The following is a 14,759-nucleotide window of genomic DNA, read 5'->3' as shown; positions in this document are numbered from 1 at the left end:
ATACGATGAATTGATGTCAGAAGTCGGATATCTGGTTTTTGATTATTTTAAGTAATATTACAGGACTATAGGCATACAGAGTATAATTATCAAAGCAACGAAGTTGTGAAATTTAGGAAAATGATAAATCAAGATTTGGGTGATTTTGCCAAAGAGACGCTATTAGAACGCTATGAAGTACAGCAGCAACTGGGTAAAAAAGCTGGACGGAGAACGCTATTAACTCGTGACCTGCAAACCCAAGAACTGGTAGTAGTGAAATTACTAACATTTGATGATGAATTTCAATGGGAAGATTTAAAGTTGTTTGAACGCGAGGCCGAAACACTAAAATCAATTTCTCATCCTGCTATTCCCAGCTATTTAAACTATTTTGAATTAGATGCTGCTAACTACAAAGGATTTGCACTTGTACAAAGTTATATTCCTGCTCAATCTTTAGAAACTCAACTAAAAGCAGGACGCAGTTTCAATGAACAAGAAGTTAAGCAAATAGCTAAAGCATTACTAGAAATTCTCAAATATTTACACAGTCAGCAACCACCAGTAATTCATCGTGATATTAAACCTAGTAATATCCTATTAACAAATCGTTCTGGTAATAGTGTTGGTGATGTTTATTTAGTTGATTTTGGTTCTGTGCAAACTATTATTAGAAGCAATAGTACCATGACTATTGTTGGTAGTTATGGATATATGCCACCTGAACAATTTAGTGGTAAAGCTAGTCCAGCATCTGACCTTTATGGTTTGGGTGCAACTTTAATTTATTTAGTTACTGGTCAACATCCAGCAGATTTACCGCAACAAGATTTAGTGATTAAATTTGAACAAGCTGCTAATATTAGCCCGGATTTTAGTAATTGGTTGCGGAGGATGACACAACCGATTTTGAGTCAACGTTTGGCTTCTGCTCAACAGGCTTTACAGTCTTTGCAAGCTCCTACAAAGCAAATTTATACTGCAAATAAGGAATCTAATTTGATTTTAGATAAGCCTTTTGGTAGTACGATAGTTTTAAATAAAAATGCTGATTTTATAGAAATTATCATTTCCCCCAAAGGAGGAATGTCGAAATTAGGTGTGATGTTTGTTTGGTATTGTATCTCAGTTATTCCCATTTATATTGCAGTGGGTTTTACTGGCAACTTATTGGGCATTTTATCAAACTTACTACTTCCACTTAATATAGGGATATTATTTTTTGTGATTATCATGTCTACTTTCGGAAGAAAAAGACTGTTTATCAATAAAAGACAAATTTCTTTATCTCATGAATTATTTGGAATGAGACGATATACGAGGTTTCCGAGTGCAAGAAAAAATATTATTCGCTTGGAACGTAGCAATATTTATTATAATCTCGCTCCTCAGCTTTGCTTAATTATTTGGGCAGGACTGATAAAATATGAAATTCACACCAGTCAAAATAATATGTTTTCTGTGAGTACCTTAGAACTTGATTGGTTAGCGCAAGAACTGAGTGATTGGCTAGACTTACCAATTACCAAAGAGTAAGTTACTAAATTGCAAACAAAAATTACCGCATGGAATAGATTCCAATACTGTTCGGTTAAGAGTTTTTGTAGGTTGGGTCCAAAGAAAGCGCAACCCAACAAAAGTTCGTAAATGTTGGGTTTCCTAACGTCAACCCAACCTACCTAATTTAATTTTTTTAGCTTAATCGACAAGTATTAGAATAGATTCTCCTCTTTCTCTTCCTCAGCGTTCTCTGCGTCTCTGCGGTTAAATAAATAAAACGTCATTAATCACAAACTAAATTCGGCTACATCATCATCTAAATCAACATCTTTACCAGCAGCAGTAGGTTTAAAATTAGCACCGTGAATTAATTCAGTAAACTTAATTTCTGGGTTTTGATAAAGAACATTCAACACACTAATAAAATCTCTAATAATTTCTCCTGGTGTCATTAATGCTTCCCCACCCAAGCGAGTGATAATTTCTTGAATAAATTCCTGTAAATCACTATTTTTCCATCTTGGTTGATAACCAAAATTCAGTGCATGAATTTCTGTTAACCGCTGTAAAAGTGTGAGAATTTCTGTTGCTGTTAAAGGGTTAAGACGAATTACAGGACCTAAATATTCCTGTACATTAGCTTGGGATACAAATCTACTTTCTTGGGTACGTCTGCGCCAAGCTGGGTCAGCAAAAAGCCCTCTATTTGGGTCTTCTAAAAATTTGGTAGTTCCCCCAATAACAATACCAAGATTTTCGGCTTTACATTGCATGGTATCGTTAAACATTGCTAAAAGTCTATTGTAGTTTTTTTCACGAGTAACTGTAGTAGTTATTTGATATAAAATTACGGCTTCATCTACTAAAATTAACAGTCCTTTATATCCTATTTCGGCGACAAATTTAGCTAATAATTTGATATAATCATACCAAGTTTCATCATCAATAATAACACGCACTCCTAAAGCTGCTCTGGCTTCAGTTTTGGTATTAAATTCTCCTCTTAACCAGCGCAAAGATGCGTTTTTTAAATCATCATCATCTAAGCGATAACTACGCCAGTAAGCGATAATTACACTCCCAAAATCAAAGCCATGCACTAAGTCTTCAATATATCCAACTACTTCCCGAATTTTTATTTCTACTTGTTCATCAAATCCTTCGTCATGGGGACGCATTCCCGTTTCTTTGGCTACTTCTTGCTGAATTTTATTAATCCATCCTTCTAAAATGGAAACTAAAGCACCACCATCAGGACGGGTTTTTGTAGCCAGACGACTCATCAATTCTCGATAGGTTGCTAAACCTTCATTATGACTTCCTGCTAGTCTGCGTCCAGAAGATAAATCAGCATCAGCAACTACAAATCCTTGTTCGATGGCGCGGTTACGAACCATTTGTAACATGAAGCTTTTACCTGAACCGTAGTTACCGATTATAAACCGAAATGCAGCTACACCTTCGGCTATATCATTGAGATTTTGGAAAAGACTATTTAGTTCTTTTTCTCTACCTACGGCTATATGTTCAATTCCTGTTCTGGGAACTACTCCTGCACCAAGGGAATTAATCAAAGCTGTGGTGATTTTTTTCGAGATTTTGTTTTTTGTCATGCAGTTGATTGTAATTTATTTTCAACTTATTTTCAACATCTAATAACCATGAAAAGTATAGCAGAAAAGTACAAATTCCAGATATTAAGCAAATGGAAAATGGTATTATTTTAGTTTGAGGATGTTGATTTCTTTAGGGAGTTTTCATACACTGCTATTATTTGTTTAATGTTGAGTAGATGTTCTTGATAAATTTCGGGAATTTCTGCACTGGTTTCGATAATTAGCTCACCAAGAGTATTATTGGCAATTTCATTGATGCCATCAATTAATAAATTTGGCATAGTTATCTGTGCTTCAGCTATTTGTTTAATCATAGCTTTGGGATTATCTTGCTCGACTATAGCTTTTAATACCTGGATTTGATAAGTTGGTAAATTTTCTAAAAAATTACTCCATTCTGAAGGTAAAGAATTTGATTTTTGGGAATTTATAGGTTCTAGTAATTCATCAAAAGGAAATAATTCAATTTCACTTTCTTGGATATTATCAGTTAGTGGTTCTTGATGGAGATTTTCTACATTTTGGAGTAATTCCCAAACTTGGTTTTGTAATAAGTCGCGCTCATCTTGTAATAAAGAAATGTGATTTTGTAACTGGCTAATTTCCGCTTGTTGGGTTTGTTTTTGGGTTTGTAAATCAGTCAGAGTATTTTCTAAATTTTTCCTGGTGGTTATTGTCTCTGTGAGTAAGTTATTTTGATTGACTACTTTAATGTCTAACTCTTGAATTTCCAACCGTAGTTCATAAAGTTTTTCTTCTAGTTGGGGTTTGAGTCTATTGGAAAGGATTAAGTTATTTTCAATTTCCTGTTTTTCCTGATTAAAAGCTTCTATCTGAGCTTGCAGTTGGTTGATTTCTGAACGGGATGCGTTGCAATTTAGTTCTAAGCGGCGTTTTTCAGATGTGAGTTCAGCACAGTAATTTTTGAGTTCTTCTGTGCTATTTTCTATATTTTGTAGTTCGTTTATCAGTCCATTAATTTCTAATTCTAACTGTTTTTTTTGTCCGGCAAAATTGCCTATATCTCGATGAAGACTGTCTCTTTGATTACGGGATTCTACTATTTGATTTTGCAGTTGTTGTGATTCTGTGTAGAGAATAATTTTATGTTGTTGTACTTGTTCAACTTCCCTGGCAATTCGATATTTTAAGCTTTCTAATTCTCTGATTTTTCTATGGAGAGAACTTAAAACCAGCAGTTCATAATTTCTGCGTCTTTTATCAACAAATAATGCGGCTGAATAGGTAGCCAGTACGGTAATGATGCCTGTGATTAGGGCTTGAGTAAAATTCCAGTTAGGAACAAGACTTAAACCAAAACTGACACTAAAGGCACATACACCGAGAATCAAACGATTACTTACTATTCCTGATTGCATTTTGCTTGTTTTGAGCGTAGTAACCTGGTGGGAATCAGTAGTTATTAAGGTCATTATTTTTCACATCTTCTGGAAAATCAGTTTGTGTAAATAAAAAATTATTAGTAAGTGAATTACAGACTATTTCCATTATTACCATACACGGCTAAATCTGCTTTTAAAAAATCAATAAACTGTCGTGCTGTCCGGCCAGAACGGCCATTATGACGAGTTGCCCATTGTAAAGCTTGAAATTCTAAATCTTTTTCATTAATATTAATACCTGCTTGTACTGCTAAATGCTGAACAATTTGTAAATATGTTTTTTGATCTGCGGCTTCAAAGGTTAATGTTAAACCAAAGCGATCGCTAAAGGAAAGCTTTTCCTGCATTGTATCCCAAGCATGGACTTCTTCGTTATCTTTGGGGGTCGGTCGATCACTAAAATACTCCCGAATTAAGTGCCGACGGTTAGATGTAGCATAAACTACTACATTTTCTGGTCTAGCCGTTAAACTACCTTCTAAAACTACTTTTAGTGCTTTAAAAGCATCATCATCTTCCTCAAAAGAAAGATCATCCACAAAGATAATAAATTTTTGTGGCACTCCCCGCAAATGTTCGACAATTTCTGGGAGTTTTTGTAGTTCCGATTTTGCGACTTCAATCAAGCGCAGGTTTTGATGGCTATATTCATTCAATAAAGATTTGACTAAAGATGACTTACCAGAACCACGACTACCATAAAGTAATATGTGCAGTGCTGACTGTCCTGACAATAAAAACTTGGTGTTTTTTAACAAAGTCTCTTTTTGCCATTCATAACCTACCAGTGCATCTAGTTTAACTGGATCATGAGCAGGAATACCAATAAACTGGCCATCTTGCCACCTAAAAGCGTGATATTGTGCAAATAAACCAGTTCCATGTTGTTGATAATAATTTGCTAAATTTTTGATAGCATCTGCCCAAATATCTAACTGTTGCAGAGAACTAATTAAATTTTTATCTATATCTCTATCGACTGGTTCTGGTTCTTGATACCACACAACGGGAGAAATAGGCAAATGAGATACAACTTGTACCCACTCACTTAAAACAGCACTGTTACATTCATATAAATTTTGTAACACTTGTAAATCATGTTGGGCTGCTGAGATTAAGGCGGGTGGTAAATCAGTAAATTCTCGCTGTTGAGCTAGTCTAGTAAAGGGGTTGTCAGCAATGAGAATTTGGCTAATTAAGTATTCTTCCCAGGTTTGTTTGCTGGCTGCTAAAGCTTGAAAATAATTACCGTAAGCTTGAAGACAGTCGCGCCCATCAGCGTCAGTGTAACGTATAGCTTGCAGTAGATCAAGAAATGCGATCGCTACTTCGCCGCCCAGGACAGATTGGTAAAGTAAAAGAGACGCAGCTTGACGTTGGAAGAATTGAACTTTGGTGTAAAACGAAGAATTTGCCGTAGACATCACTGAATTATCCATCAATCAACTGTAATTGTCTGCTGAATCTAAAAGTAAAATCCAAATCAACACAGGTCGTAACAATGAATTTAGGTATAGTTGCCGCTTTTGGCTATGGCATTTTAGCATTTGTAGGTGGAATCATTGGCTACACCCAGGCTAAGAGCAAAGTTTCCTTAATCAGTGGTATCATTAGTGGTTTGTTAATCATAATTGCTGCCTATTGCCAATTTCAAGGACAAACCTGGGGTTTAACTTTAGCCGCCGTTGTTACTGGCATTTTAGTAGTTTTCTTTGCTTTTCGATTAGTTAAAACACGTAAATTTATGCCTGCGGGATTGATGATTATTTTGGGGATGCTGGCATTAACTGTCATCTTGAATCAAATTTTTGCTCCTCAGTAGCATTAGTGTTTAAATGAAAACTGACTTCTCCCTGAAGTCCGTAAAGTAGTACAATTATATCATAAAAAACAACGTGATTTTTATGACAATTCAGGGAGGATGGAGAAAAAACTCCTGGAAAGCAAACAATATCAACTAGCAATTATTAACTTGTTAGTAAAAATTACTATCAATAAGATTTAACCACAGAACAATATATATACTAGAGTTATTATTATCAATAGTGTAAAGATTTTATGGTGTGATCAGTATAGTTTAAAGAAAAAATAAAGGTAAATTTGCCATTTTGGCAGGTTTTCCTGGCATAAATAAGATATCACTAGATAGTAGCAATCGTTATTAATGTTTACGCTATTGTAGCTATCTACCGCATCCCGTTCAGACTAAATTCAGCCAAATCTAAGTAATTCTCTCAGCAATTTAAGAAACTAGGAAAATCATACATGATATTATCACTGTCTTCTCAAAATGTTATCCAGTACCTGCAAAAAGCAGGTCTGTGTAGCTCAGAAGATGGCGCATTATATGAATCGGATTTACCAGAAAGTAGCGGTAATAATCGGAATTTACTGGTGAAGCTGGCAGATAATCGTAAACTTCTGGTTAAACAAGAACGACACATTAATTTTGATGGCAGTCCCCATGATTTTTTTAATGAGTGGCTGTTCCACACATTACTGCAACAGTTTCCTGTTCTTGGTAATATTCCCGCGATCGCTTCATTATTGCTCCATTTTGATCAAGAAAATTCCATCCTTGTCCGCAGTTACTTAAGCGAATATATGGAATTGGGGAAATTTCACGAAAGCAACAGTATTTTCCCCATAGAAATTGCCTCAGCCATTGGTAATACATTAGCAACATTACATCGTTCTACCTTCCAAAAACGAGAGTATCGTGATTTTATGGATACTGCTCCCCAAGGACAATTTCGTTATCACTATTACAATCCGGCTCAAGGTATAAACTCCATCAATCAAGATATCTTTGGTCATATTCCCACTGAATCACTCAAATTTCATAGCCTCTATCAGCAGTATGAAAGTTTAGAATCAGCGATTGCCGATTTAGCATATCAATGGAAACCTTGTTGTTTAACTCATAATGATTTACAGTTACACAATATTTTGGTTCATTCTCGTTGGCAACAACTAGATAATTGTCTGGTAAGATTGATTGATTGGGAAGCTTGTGCTTGGGGAGATCCAGCTTTTGATTTAGGGACTTTACTCGCAAGTTATGTCAAACTTTGGCTATCAAGTTTAGTCGTAGATCACAGTCTAGAATTAGAAGAATCTCTACATTTAGCAATAATACCCTTAGAGGTGATTCAACCTTCAATTTTGGCAGTAATCCGCGCTTATCTTCATGCTTTCCCCATGATTTTGGAATATCGTCCAGACTTTATCTTACGTGTCATTCAGGTTACAGGTTTGGCACTAACTCATCAAATTCAAAACATGATTGAGTATCGCAAATACTTTGATAATACCCATCTGTGTATGTTGGAAGTTGCTAAAAGTCTATTAACCATGCCGGAACAAGCTGTGTTAACTATTTTTGGCAGTTCTGAATCAGAAATTCTCCAATCTGTAACCGGAGTAAACACAATTGCTAAACCTGAAAAAGAAAAACAATTATTGCGGATTTATTACGAAAAAACTCGCCTACGTGGTTGTTAGTATTTTAGTTAGTATTCTAAATTTGGAGGTGCAAGTTTATTAATGTTAAATAATTCTACCAATCAAGTCATCAATTCTTTATTTGATATTGCCAGTAATATTCAAATTTCATCCAACTTTTCTATTCAACACCCTAATTATCAACCCTTTGCTTTACCCACAACAGTAGCAAATAGATTCAAGCAAAATTCACCAGATTTACAACATAAATATCTGGCTCTACTATTGCGAAATTTTCTACATGGTATTTACTACAATGGTTCACTGCAAACTGTCCTATCAGCCAATGCTAATCATGGTAATTATTCACCACAGCAAAGCTTAAATCAAAACTATAATATGGGGATTGATTGGGATTTTTATGAACAATTACACAAAAATAATCATGGTATTGGTCACTATGATTCTAATTGGGAAGTATTAAGATTAGAACCAGACAAGACTATAGCCGTAACTAAAAATGCTTTGACATTATATGTTGAGCCACAATGTTATCTCAAATCTAGTAAAAAATCCGTAAAAGTAGGTGATTTAATTGCCATTTGGATGCCCAAAAATCGCTTACAAAATGGGTGTTATATGGCTGTTAGTAATCTAGGACAGGAACGCCAAAGTACATCATTGGCTAATTTGGGAGTAGGACGAATTTATTTTAATTTTACACCATTGGGTGCGATCGCTCTCATGGATACCCTCACCCAACAACTCAATAATGCTAATATTCCCTTTAGTTTTGAAGTTCTTTATAACCCCAATATTTATGGACGATATGATGCGGGGATACTTCACTTTGAAAGACAAGATTATCCCGCAATTCACAAAATTCTTCAGGCTGTTTACAAACAACATCAGTCTTATTTTCAGCCAGAAATTCCCCTATTTACAAAATTTTTAGCTCCCGGTCTGAGTTTAGCTGAAGAACCAAACCAAAAATTTGCCACACAAGAAAGTTTTGGGATGAACCGTTGTCAAATAGTTGCTAATGCTTTGTTAGAATCCTGGGAAAAAGGTAAAAATGCCATTGAAGAAAGAATGCGGATTATTGATGAACATTTTGCACAGCATTTAATTGATGTTCAGCGTCCTTATCTTAACCCCAGTTCTGAAGATATATATATTCCCTTAAATTGCTAATTTTGCCCAGTGGAGTACAATGATTTTTTAGGGCAGGTAAAATACCTGCTTTTTGTTTGAATTGAGGATTCTTAGTAAATGATTTTCACATATCAAAGAACTGTCAGATTTCAAGACACTGACGCAGCTGGAGTGGTTTATTTTGCTCATACTTTAAGTATGTGTCATGAAGCTTACGAAGAATCACTACAGCATTCAGGCATCAATATCAAAACTTTTTTTACACATCCCAATGTGGCTTTTCCCATCGTTCATGCAAATGTAGATTTTTTACGCCCGATGTATTGCGGTGACAATTTAATGATTAGCTTAATTCCCCAAAAAATAAATGTTGATAAATTCGACATTACATACTTAATTACGGTGGCTGAGGTAATAGTTGCTAAAGCAGTTACTAGGCACGTTTGTATTGATGCGAATAGTAAAATTAAGCGGGAATTACCCGATGAGATGATTTCTTGGTTAGAAACGAACCGCAGAGACGCAGAGGGCGCAGAGAGAAGAAAGTCAAGGGAAGAAATTATGTAATTAATTATTGAGTTTTTAGAAAATCCAGTGCTATTTGTTGGAGTTGTTGACGGTTGATTTTACCTTGATAATTACGGGGTAAGTTTGGTAGGGGAATCCAATATTTAGGAATTTTGAATTTAGTCAGTTGATTTTTGAGTTGGGTTTGAATTTCTAAAATAGTAATATCTGGGTTTTTAGGAATATAAATAGCTGTTAATGCTTGTCCCCAAATTTTATCAGGTATACCAATGACACAAACATCAACAATCATGTTTGTTTTAATAATCGCTAATTCAACTTCTATCGGGTAAATATTTTCGCCCCCAGAAATAATTTTATGACTACTACAGCCGAGAATATGTAAATATTCTTCTGCATCAAAAAAACCAATATCATCTACTAATAAATTATCTGGATTTTCCCAAAGTTGGGGATAATAACCTAAAGCTAAGGATTTAGCCTTAATATTAATATTTCCTGTTATATTATCAATTGTTATTTCCGCATGGGGGAGAATTTGCCCACTGTTATTTTTACCATTCAAAAAATCATCAGGTTTCAAAGTAGCAACCTGAGAAGCTGTTTCTGTCATTCCATAGGTAGGTGCTAATCTAATTTGATGAAATCTCGCTTTTTCTAACAATTCCTCCCATGCTGGCGCACCTCCTAAAAGTACAGTTTCAAAACTACTAAGCCATGCAGTTAATTCTGGCTTTTGCAGCAGTCTTTGTAATTGAGTGGGAACTAAAGATATAAAAAAATCTGAAATATCAATATTAGGTATTCGCTGAGATTCGATTTCTTTAAATGAGGTAATAAATAATTTACCTCCAGTTGTAAAACTTCTCATAAATTGCATCAAACCACTGACATGATATAGCGATAAAACACAAAAAGAATTAACTGAATTTAACTGAAAATATTCTGTAAATCCTTCTACAGAAGCTGTTAATGTTTCCCAGGTGTGAATAGCAAATTTAATCTTTCCCGAAGAACCCCCTGTAGGAATCATAATCCAATTTTCGATAGCTGATAAGTTATTATTCCCAGTCCCCATTCCCCATTCCCCAGTCCCCAGTCCCCAAACTATATCCGGCTCAACCAAATCAAAAACTTGTTCCCATTCATTTTTTCCCCAGTCGGGGTTACATAAAAAAATCGGACATTTAGCAGCGCAAGCAGCAATAAAACTGGCTAAAAATCTTACTGGTTCACTTTCAGCTAAAATGATTTTTGGTGGTGTTCCATTTTTTGATAATTTTGTTAATTCTAAATATAATTCTGTCGCTATATTATAAAAATCCTGGCTATTTTTAACAATTAACCAATCATGATTTTTAAGATTTCGTAAATAATCTAAAGGTTGTTCCATAAAGATTGAGGCCAGTTTGCTTCTTTTTCTGTAAAATAGTGATTGATGCCAAAACCTACTGCGCGATTATTTCTAGATAATTCTGCTGCTAATTTTAATGCAGCTTGTCTACCAATTCTAGTTTCAAATACAGATGAAAATACGATATCAATTGGATATTGTTGACAAAATTTTCTTAACTGAGATGGTGAACCTACTATACCAGGTTTAATCACAAAAATACCCCGCCAACCTTGTTTGTAACAACTTTTAAGTTGTTGTAATGTAGCCACAGATTCATCTAAAGCAATTTTTGTACTATAATTGTTACTCAGTTCCAGCATTTCTGGGAATTTATCTAAAGTTAACGGTTGTTCAATAAATTCAATTCTATTTTTTAGATTTTCGCAAGTTTTCAACCATAATACAGCTGATTCATAACTAAGTCCACCGTTAGCATCTAAACGCAGTTTTCCTGATATGGGTAACTGCTGAATCAGTAAATTAAAGATTTCTAATTCTTTGGCTATTTCATCAACTCCTATTTTCCATTTAAATGTTTTATAACCCTGTTTCCATAAACTTTCCCATTGATTTAAAGCATCTTCTCCTGCTGATAATAAGCCGCTATAATTGAGATTGTCGTAATTAATAAGTTTGGGTTTTTCTGATAAATTCTCTAATGCTGACTCAAAACCAAATTGACAAGCTGGTAATTTATCTGGGATATCAAAAATTATCTCTGGTGTAATTTTTGTTGGTAGTTGACGACAAAAATCTAAAACTTGTTCTAAGGTTTCCGAACCAAACCAATAAATAGGGGAAATTTCCCCCCAACTAACTCTACCTCTAACATCAATCAGACGGATAATTACGCTTTCGCGGATTTCCCAACTTCCATGATTAGTAATTACAGGACGAGTGAATTTTTGATGAATAGAACGATAGGAAAATTGATATTTCATGAGAATATATAGAGGTATAGATCCCCGACTTCTTTAAGAAGTCGGGGATCTGGGTAAACTTGATTTGATTACCCCAGCATAAATCCTATACCTAAAAATAAACAACTGAAAAAATGAACTTTTACAGCGATGAATTTAGAATTACTGACTTTTTCTGGGAGATGATGATTTTCTAGAACATGACGACATAATTGAAATGCAAAGGGTAAACTTAGCCAACTTAGTAATATCCAACTTGGGAAAATTCCCAATCCAACTAACAACAAAGATAAGGGATAAATACTAGCTGTAAACCCAACTAAAACTTTCGCACCTGTTTCCGTACCCAAACGCACAATAGGCGATCGCTTTCCAGCCGCTATATCATCCTTAACTTGATGAAAATGTGAACAAAATAAAACTAAACTGGTGACAATACCAACAATCACAGAAGCGGCTAAATTAGTAATTGACCAAGTTTGAGTTTGACTGTAATATGCTGCTGTCATTCCCAATGGTCCAAAGGCGAAAAAGCAGAGAATTTCCCCTAAACCCTGGTATCCTAGACGAAAGGGAGGTCCTTGGTACATATAACCCAAACCGCAGCACAGCAGGATTATAGCAATAATAGTCGGGTCTTTTTGCAAAATAGCGATCGCAATTATTCCCAACAAACCTGAACCTAAACACAAATTACCTAACCAAAACATTAACTGCTTATTACCAGTTAAATTCACCAAAGAATGATGTTTATTTTTATCAATACCTGTTTCTGCATCAAAAACATCATTACTAATATTTTCCCAGGCTAAAATTAAAATCGCCGCAGTCATAAAAACTGCAAATATTACGCCATTAAAAATCTTAGTTTCTGCAAAAGCTACCGATGAACCTACCCATATAGGCATAATAGCAACACTGTACATTGGCGGTTTAATAGCCGCCAGCCATAATTTATTTTTGGGGATTGATATCTGATTTGTAGTCATCAGTCGTGTTCAGTTACATTACTAGAAATTTTCTTATCAGTTAGATATCTCCGAAAATTAAATATGCGTAACCTGAAACCCTTTGTAGGGACAAGACCCTGCGGGAAGCAAGCTACATGAATTGTCCCTACGCCTTTTTCGGAGATGTCTATTAGATTTTATAGTTTGCTGAGACATTTAACGATAGTGAATTACCAAAAAATGTTAATTTTGTGATTGCTGGTTTACCTCCTGTTCACAAAACTTGACTTGACATTTTGCAGCCTCCAAGAGTATGTGTTCTCGGTTTTCCCAGAACCCAACAAAGTTGAGGCTGGTTAATGGCCACTTAATATGCTACCTATAGAAATACCAGCACGACTTATTACACTTTAGGAAGATAACTTAAAATAAATTAACTTATACATCCATGACAATTTCACCATGTCGCAGCAGTTTCTTTGTAGACTATAAAGATTTACATCAATTACTGTTAGCAATTCAGGAAAAGTGCTATGAAAATCATAGCCAGCAAATTGTTAGTATTTCCTTAAATATTGATGTCATAGACCCTTTAGTTGTATTAGATAATTTTACCCAAGCAAATACATTAAATTTTTACTTGGAGAACAGAAGTAAAGGTGAAGCTATTGCAGCCATTGGTGCGATCACAAAATTAGAGATTGCTGGTAAACATAGATTTAGTAAAACTGAAGAATTTATCAAAGATTGTCTCAAAAATGTGATTAATTTTGGCAATACTAACCAACCTTTCGGCGCTACTCACTTTTTTTGTAGCTTCAGCTTTTTTGATCAGCATCATCAATTAGATTATCCATTTCCATCTGCTACTATTTTTCTACCTAAATTACAGGTAGCTGTCAAAAATTCATCTTGCACCTTAGTTGTCAATCATCTTATTCATGCCGGCATTAATATTCAAACGATATTACGGGAATTAGAAAGCCAAATTAAGACACTCCAATCTTTAGTAAATTCCTCTCCAAACCTTGAAATCTCTCCATCGAATTTTATCAAGAACAAGATTACAAATTCCGACATATTTAAACATTCTGTATTATCAGCTTTAGAAAAAATTGCCTCTAATCATTTAAGAAAAATTGTTTTAGCAGATACTTTGGATGTCAGATCATATAATTCCTTCAATTTATTCAAATCTTTAAATAATCTGCGACATTTGCATCCTAATTGTTATGTATTTTCTACCAGTAATGGCAAGGGACAAAACTTTATCGGTGCTAGTCCAGAACGTTTAATTAGTATTCAAAATCAGCAACTAATTACTGACGCTTTAGCAGGTTCAGCACCCAGAGGTAAAACACCTAATGAAGATGCCGATAATGCTAATAATTTGGTAAATAGTACCAAAGAAAAACATGAACATACATTAGTAATTGATTTTATTACTCAACGTCTATCCAAACTCGGTTTATTTCCCCAAATTTTAGCCCCGCGTTTACGACAATTATCTAATATTCAACATTTATGGACACCAATTACTGCTGTAGTACCTACTAACATTCATCCTTTAAAAATTGTTGCCCAATTACATCCTACACCAGCGGTTGCAGGTGCTTGTAGAGATATTGCTTGTGAGGAAATTCGCCGTTATGAAAGTTTTGAAAGGGGTTTATATGCTGCACCTTTGGGCTGGGTAGATGCACAGGGAAATTGTGAGTTTATTGTGGGGATTCGTTCAGCATTAATTGATGGTAATTACGCCAGACTTTATGCAGGTGCTGGTATTGTTGCAGGTTCTAATCCTGACAAAGAATTTGCTGAAGTACAACTTAAACTGCAAGCTTTACTCAAAGCATTATAGGGAT

At 34.9% G+C, this 14,759-nt stretch carries 12 protein-coding genes; 6 read left to right on the top strand and 6 right to left on the bottom strand.

Features of this window, described 5'->3' with window-relative positions; genetic code table 11:
* Window positions 1-120 precede the first annotated feature (120 nt).
* Window positions 121-1,518: a serine/threonine-protein kinase gene (locus VB694_RS17800; protein ID WP_323361671.1), complete on the top strand. Its 1,398-nt coding sequence runs from the start codon at window positions 121-123 to the stop codon at window positions 1,516-1,518.
* Window positions 1,519-1,769: 251 nt separating this feature from the next.
* Here the strand turns inward: VB694_RS17800 and VB694_RS17795 are convergent, their stop codons facing one another.
* From VB694_RS17795 to VB694_RS17785, 3 genes are all read right to left on the bottom strand, one after another.
* Entirely contained in the window at window positions 1,770-3,095 is a 1,326-nt protein-coding gene (locus tag VB694_RS17795; protein WP_323361670.1) for an ATP-binding protein, read from the bottom strand.
* Between the two features lie 110 nt (window positions 3,096-3,205).
* On the bottom strand, window positions 3,206-4,477 hold the full coding sequence (locus tag VB694_RS17790) for a tellurite resistance TerB C-terminal domain-containing protein (protein WP_323361669.1): 1,272 nt from the start codon (window positions 4,475-4,477) through the stop codon (window positions 3,206-3,208).
* Between the two features lie 113 nt (window positions 4,478-4,590).
* A complete protein-coding gene (locus VB694_RS17785; protein ID WP_323361668.1) occupies window positions 4,591-5,925 on the bottom strand; it encodes an ATP-binding protein in 1,335 nt (444 codons plus the stop codon).
* A gap of 77 nt (window positions 5,926-6,002) precedes the next feature.
* On the opposite strand from VB694_RS17785, the gene VB694_RS17780 reads away from it, so the two are divergent.
* From VB694_RS17780 to VB694_RS17765, 4 genes are all read left to right on the top strand, one after another.
* Window positions 6,003-6,323, top strand: coding sequence for a TMEM14 family protein (locus tag VB694_RS17780; protein ID WP_323361666.1), 321 nt, complete (start codon window positions 6,003-6,005; stop codon window positions 6,321-6,323).
* Between the two features lie 443 nt (window positions 6,324-6,766).
* Window positions 6,767-8,005, top strand: coding sequence for a phosphotransferase (locus VB694_RS17775; RefSeq protein ID WP_323361665.1), 1,239 nt, complete (start codon window positions 6,767-6,769; stop codon window positions 8,003-8,005).
* 42 nt (window positions 8,006-8,047) lie between these two features.
* The gene (locus tag VB694_RS17770; RefSeq protein ID WP_323361664.1) at window positions 8,048-9,139 is read left to right on the top strand and encodes a T3SS effector HopA1 family protein; all 1,092 of its coding nucleotides are present in this window, start codon (window positions 8,048-8,050) and stop codon (window positions 9,137-9,139) included.
* 78 nt (window positions 9,140-9,217) lie between these two features.
* Window positions 9,218-9,667 carry a thioesterase family protein gene (locus tag VB694_RS17765; RefSeq protein ID WP_323361663.1) on the top strand — a complete coding sequence of 150 codons (450 nt, stop codon included), beginning with the start codon at window positions 9,218-9,220 and terminating at the stop codon, window positions 9,665-9,667.
* A gap of 4 nt (window positions 9,668-9,671) precedes the next feature.
* Here the strand turns inward: VB694_RS17765 and VB694_RS17760 are convergent, their stop codons facing one another.
* The 3 genes from VB694_RS17760 to menA form a co-directional block, all read right to left on the bottom strand.
* Window positions 9,672-11,021, bottom strand: a complete 1,350-nt coding sequence (locus VB694_RS17760; protein ID WP_323361662.1) for a 2-succinylbenzoate--CoA ligase — start codon at window positions 11,019-11,021, stop codon at window positions 9,672-9,674.
* Window positions 11,006-11,965: an o-succinylbenzoate synthase gene (locus VB694_RS17755; protein WP_323361661.1), complete on the bottom strand. Its 960-nt coding sequence runs from the start codon at window positions 11,963-11,965 to the stop codon at window positions 11,006-11,008. Before VB694_RS17755 ends, VB694_RS17760 begins: the two co-directional genes overlap by 16 nt.
* A 68-nt stretch (window positions 11,966-12,033) precedes the next feature.
* Window positions 12,034-12,933, bottom strand: coding sequence for a 2-carboxy-1,4-naphthoquinone phytyltransferase (gene menA / locus VB694_RS17750; protein WP_323361660.1), 900 nt, complete (start codon window positions 12,931-12,933; stop codon window positions 12,034-12,036).
* Between the two features lie 409 nt (window positions 12,934-13,342).
* On the opposite strand from menA, the gene VB694_RS17745 reads away from it, so the two are divergent.
* Window positions 13,343-14,755 (top strand): isochorismate synthase, encoded by a 1,413-nt coding sequence (locus VB694_RS17745; protein WP_323361659.1) that lies wholly within the window; start codon window positions 13,343-13,345, stop codon window positions 14,753-14,755.
* The last annotated feature ends 4 nt before the right edge of the window (window positions 14,756-14,759 follow it).

This window comes from Anabaena sp. UHCC 0451, assembly GCF_034931405.1.
Taxonomy (GTDB): Bacteria; Cyanobacteriota; Cyanobacteriia; order Cyanobacteriales; family Nostocaceae; genus RDYJ01.
Note: the sequence above shows the minus strand (reverse complement) of the source record. Positions and strands in the feature narration are given on the sequence as shown.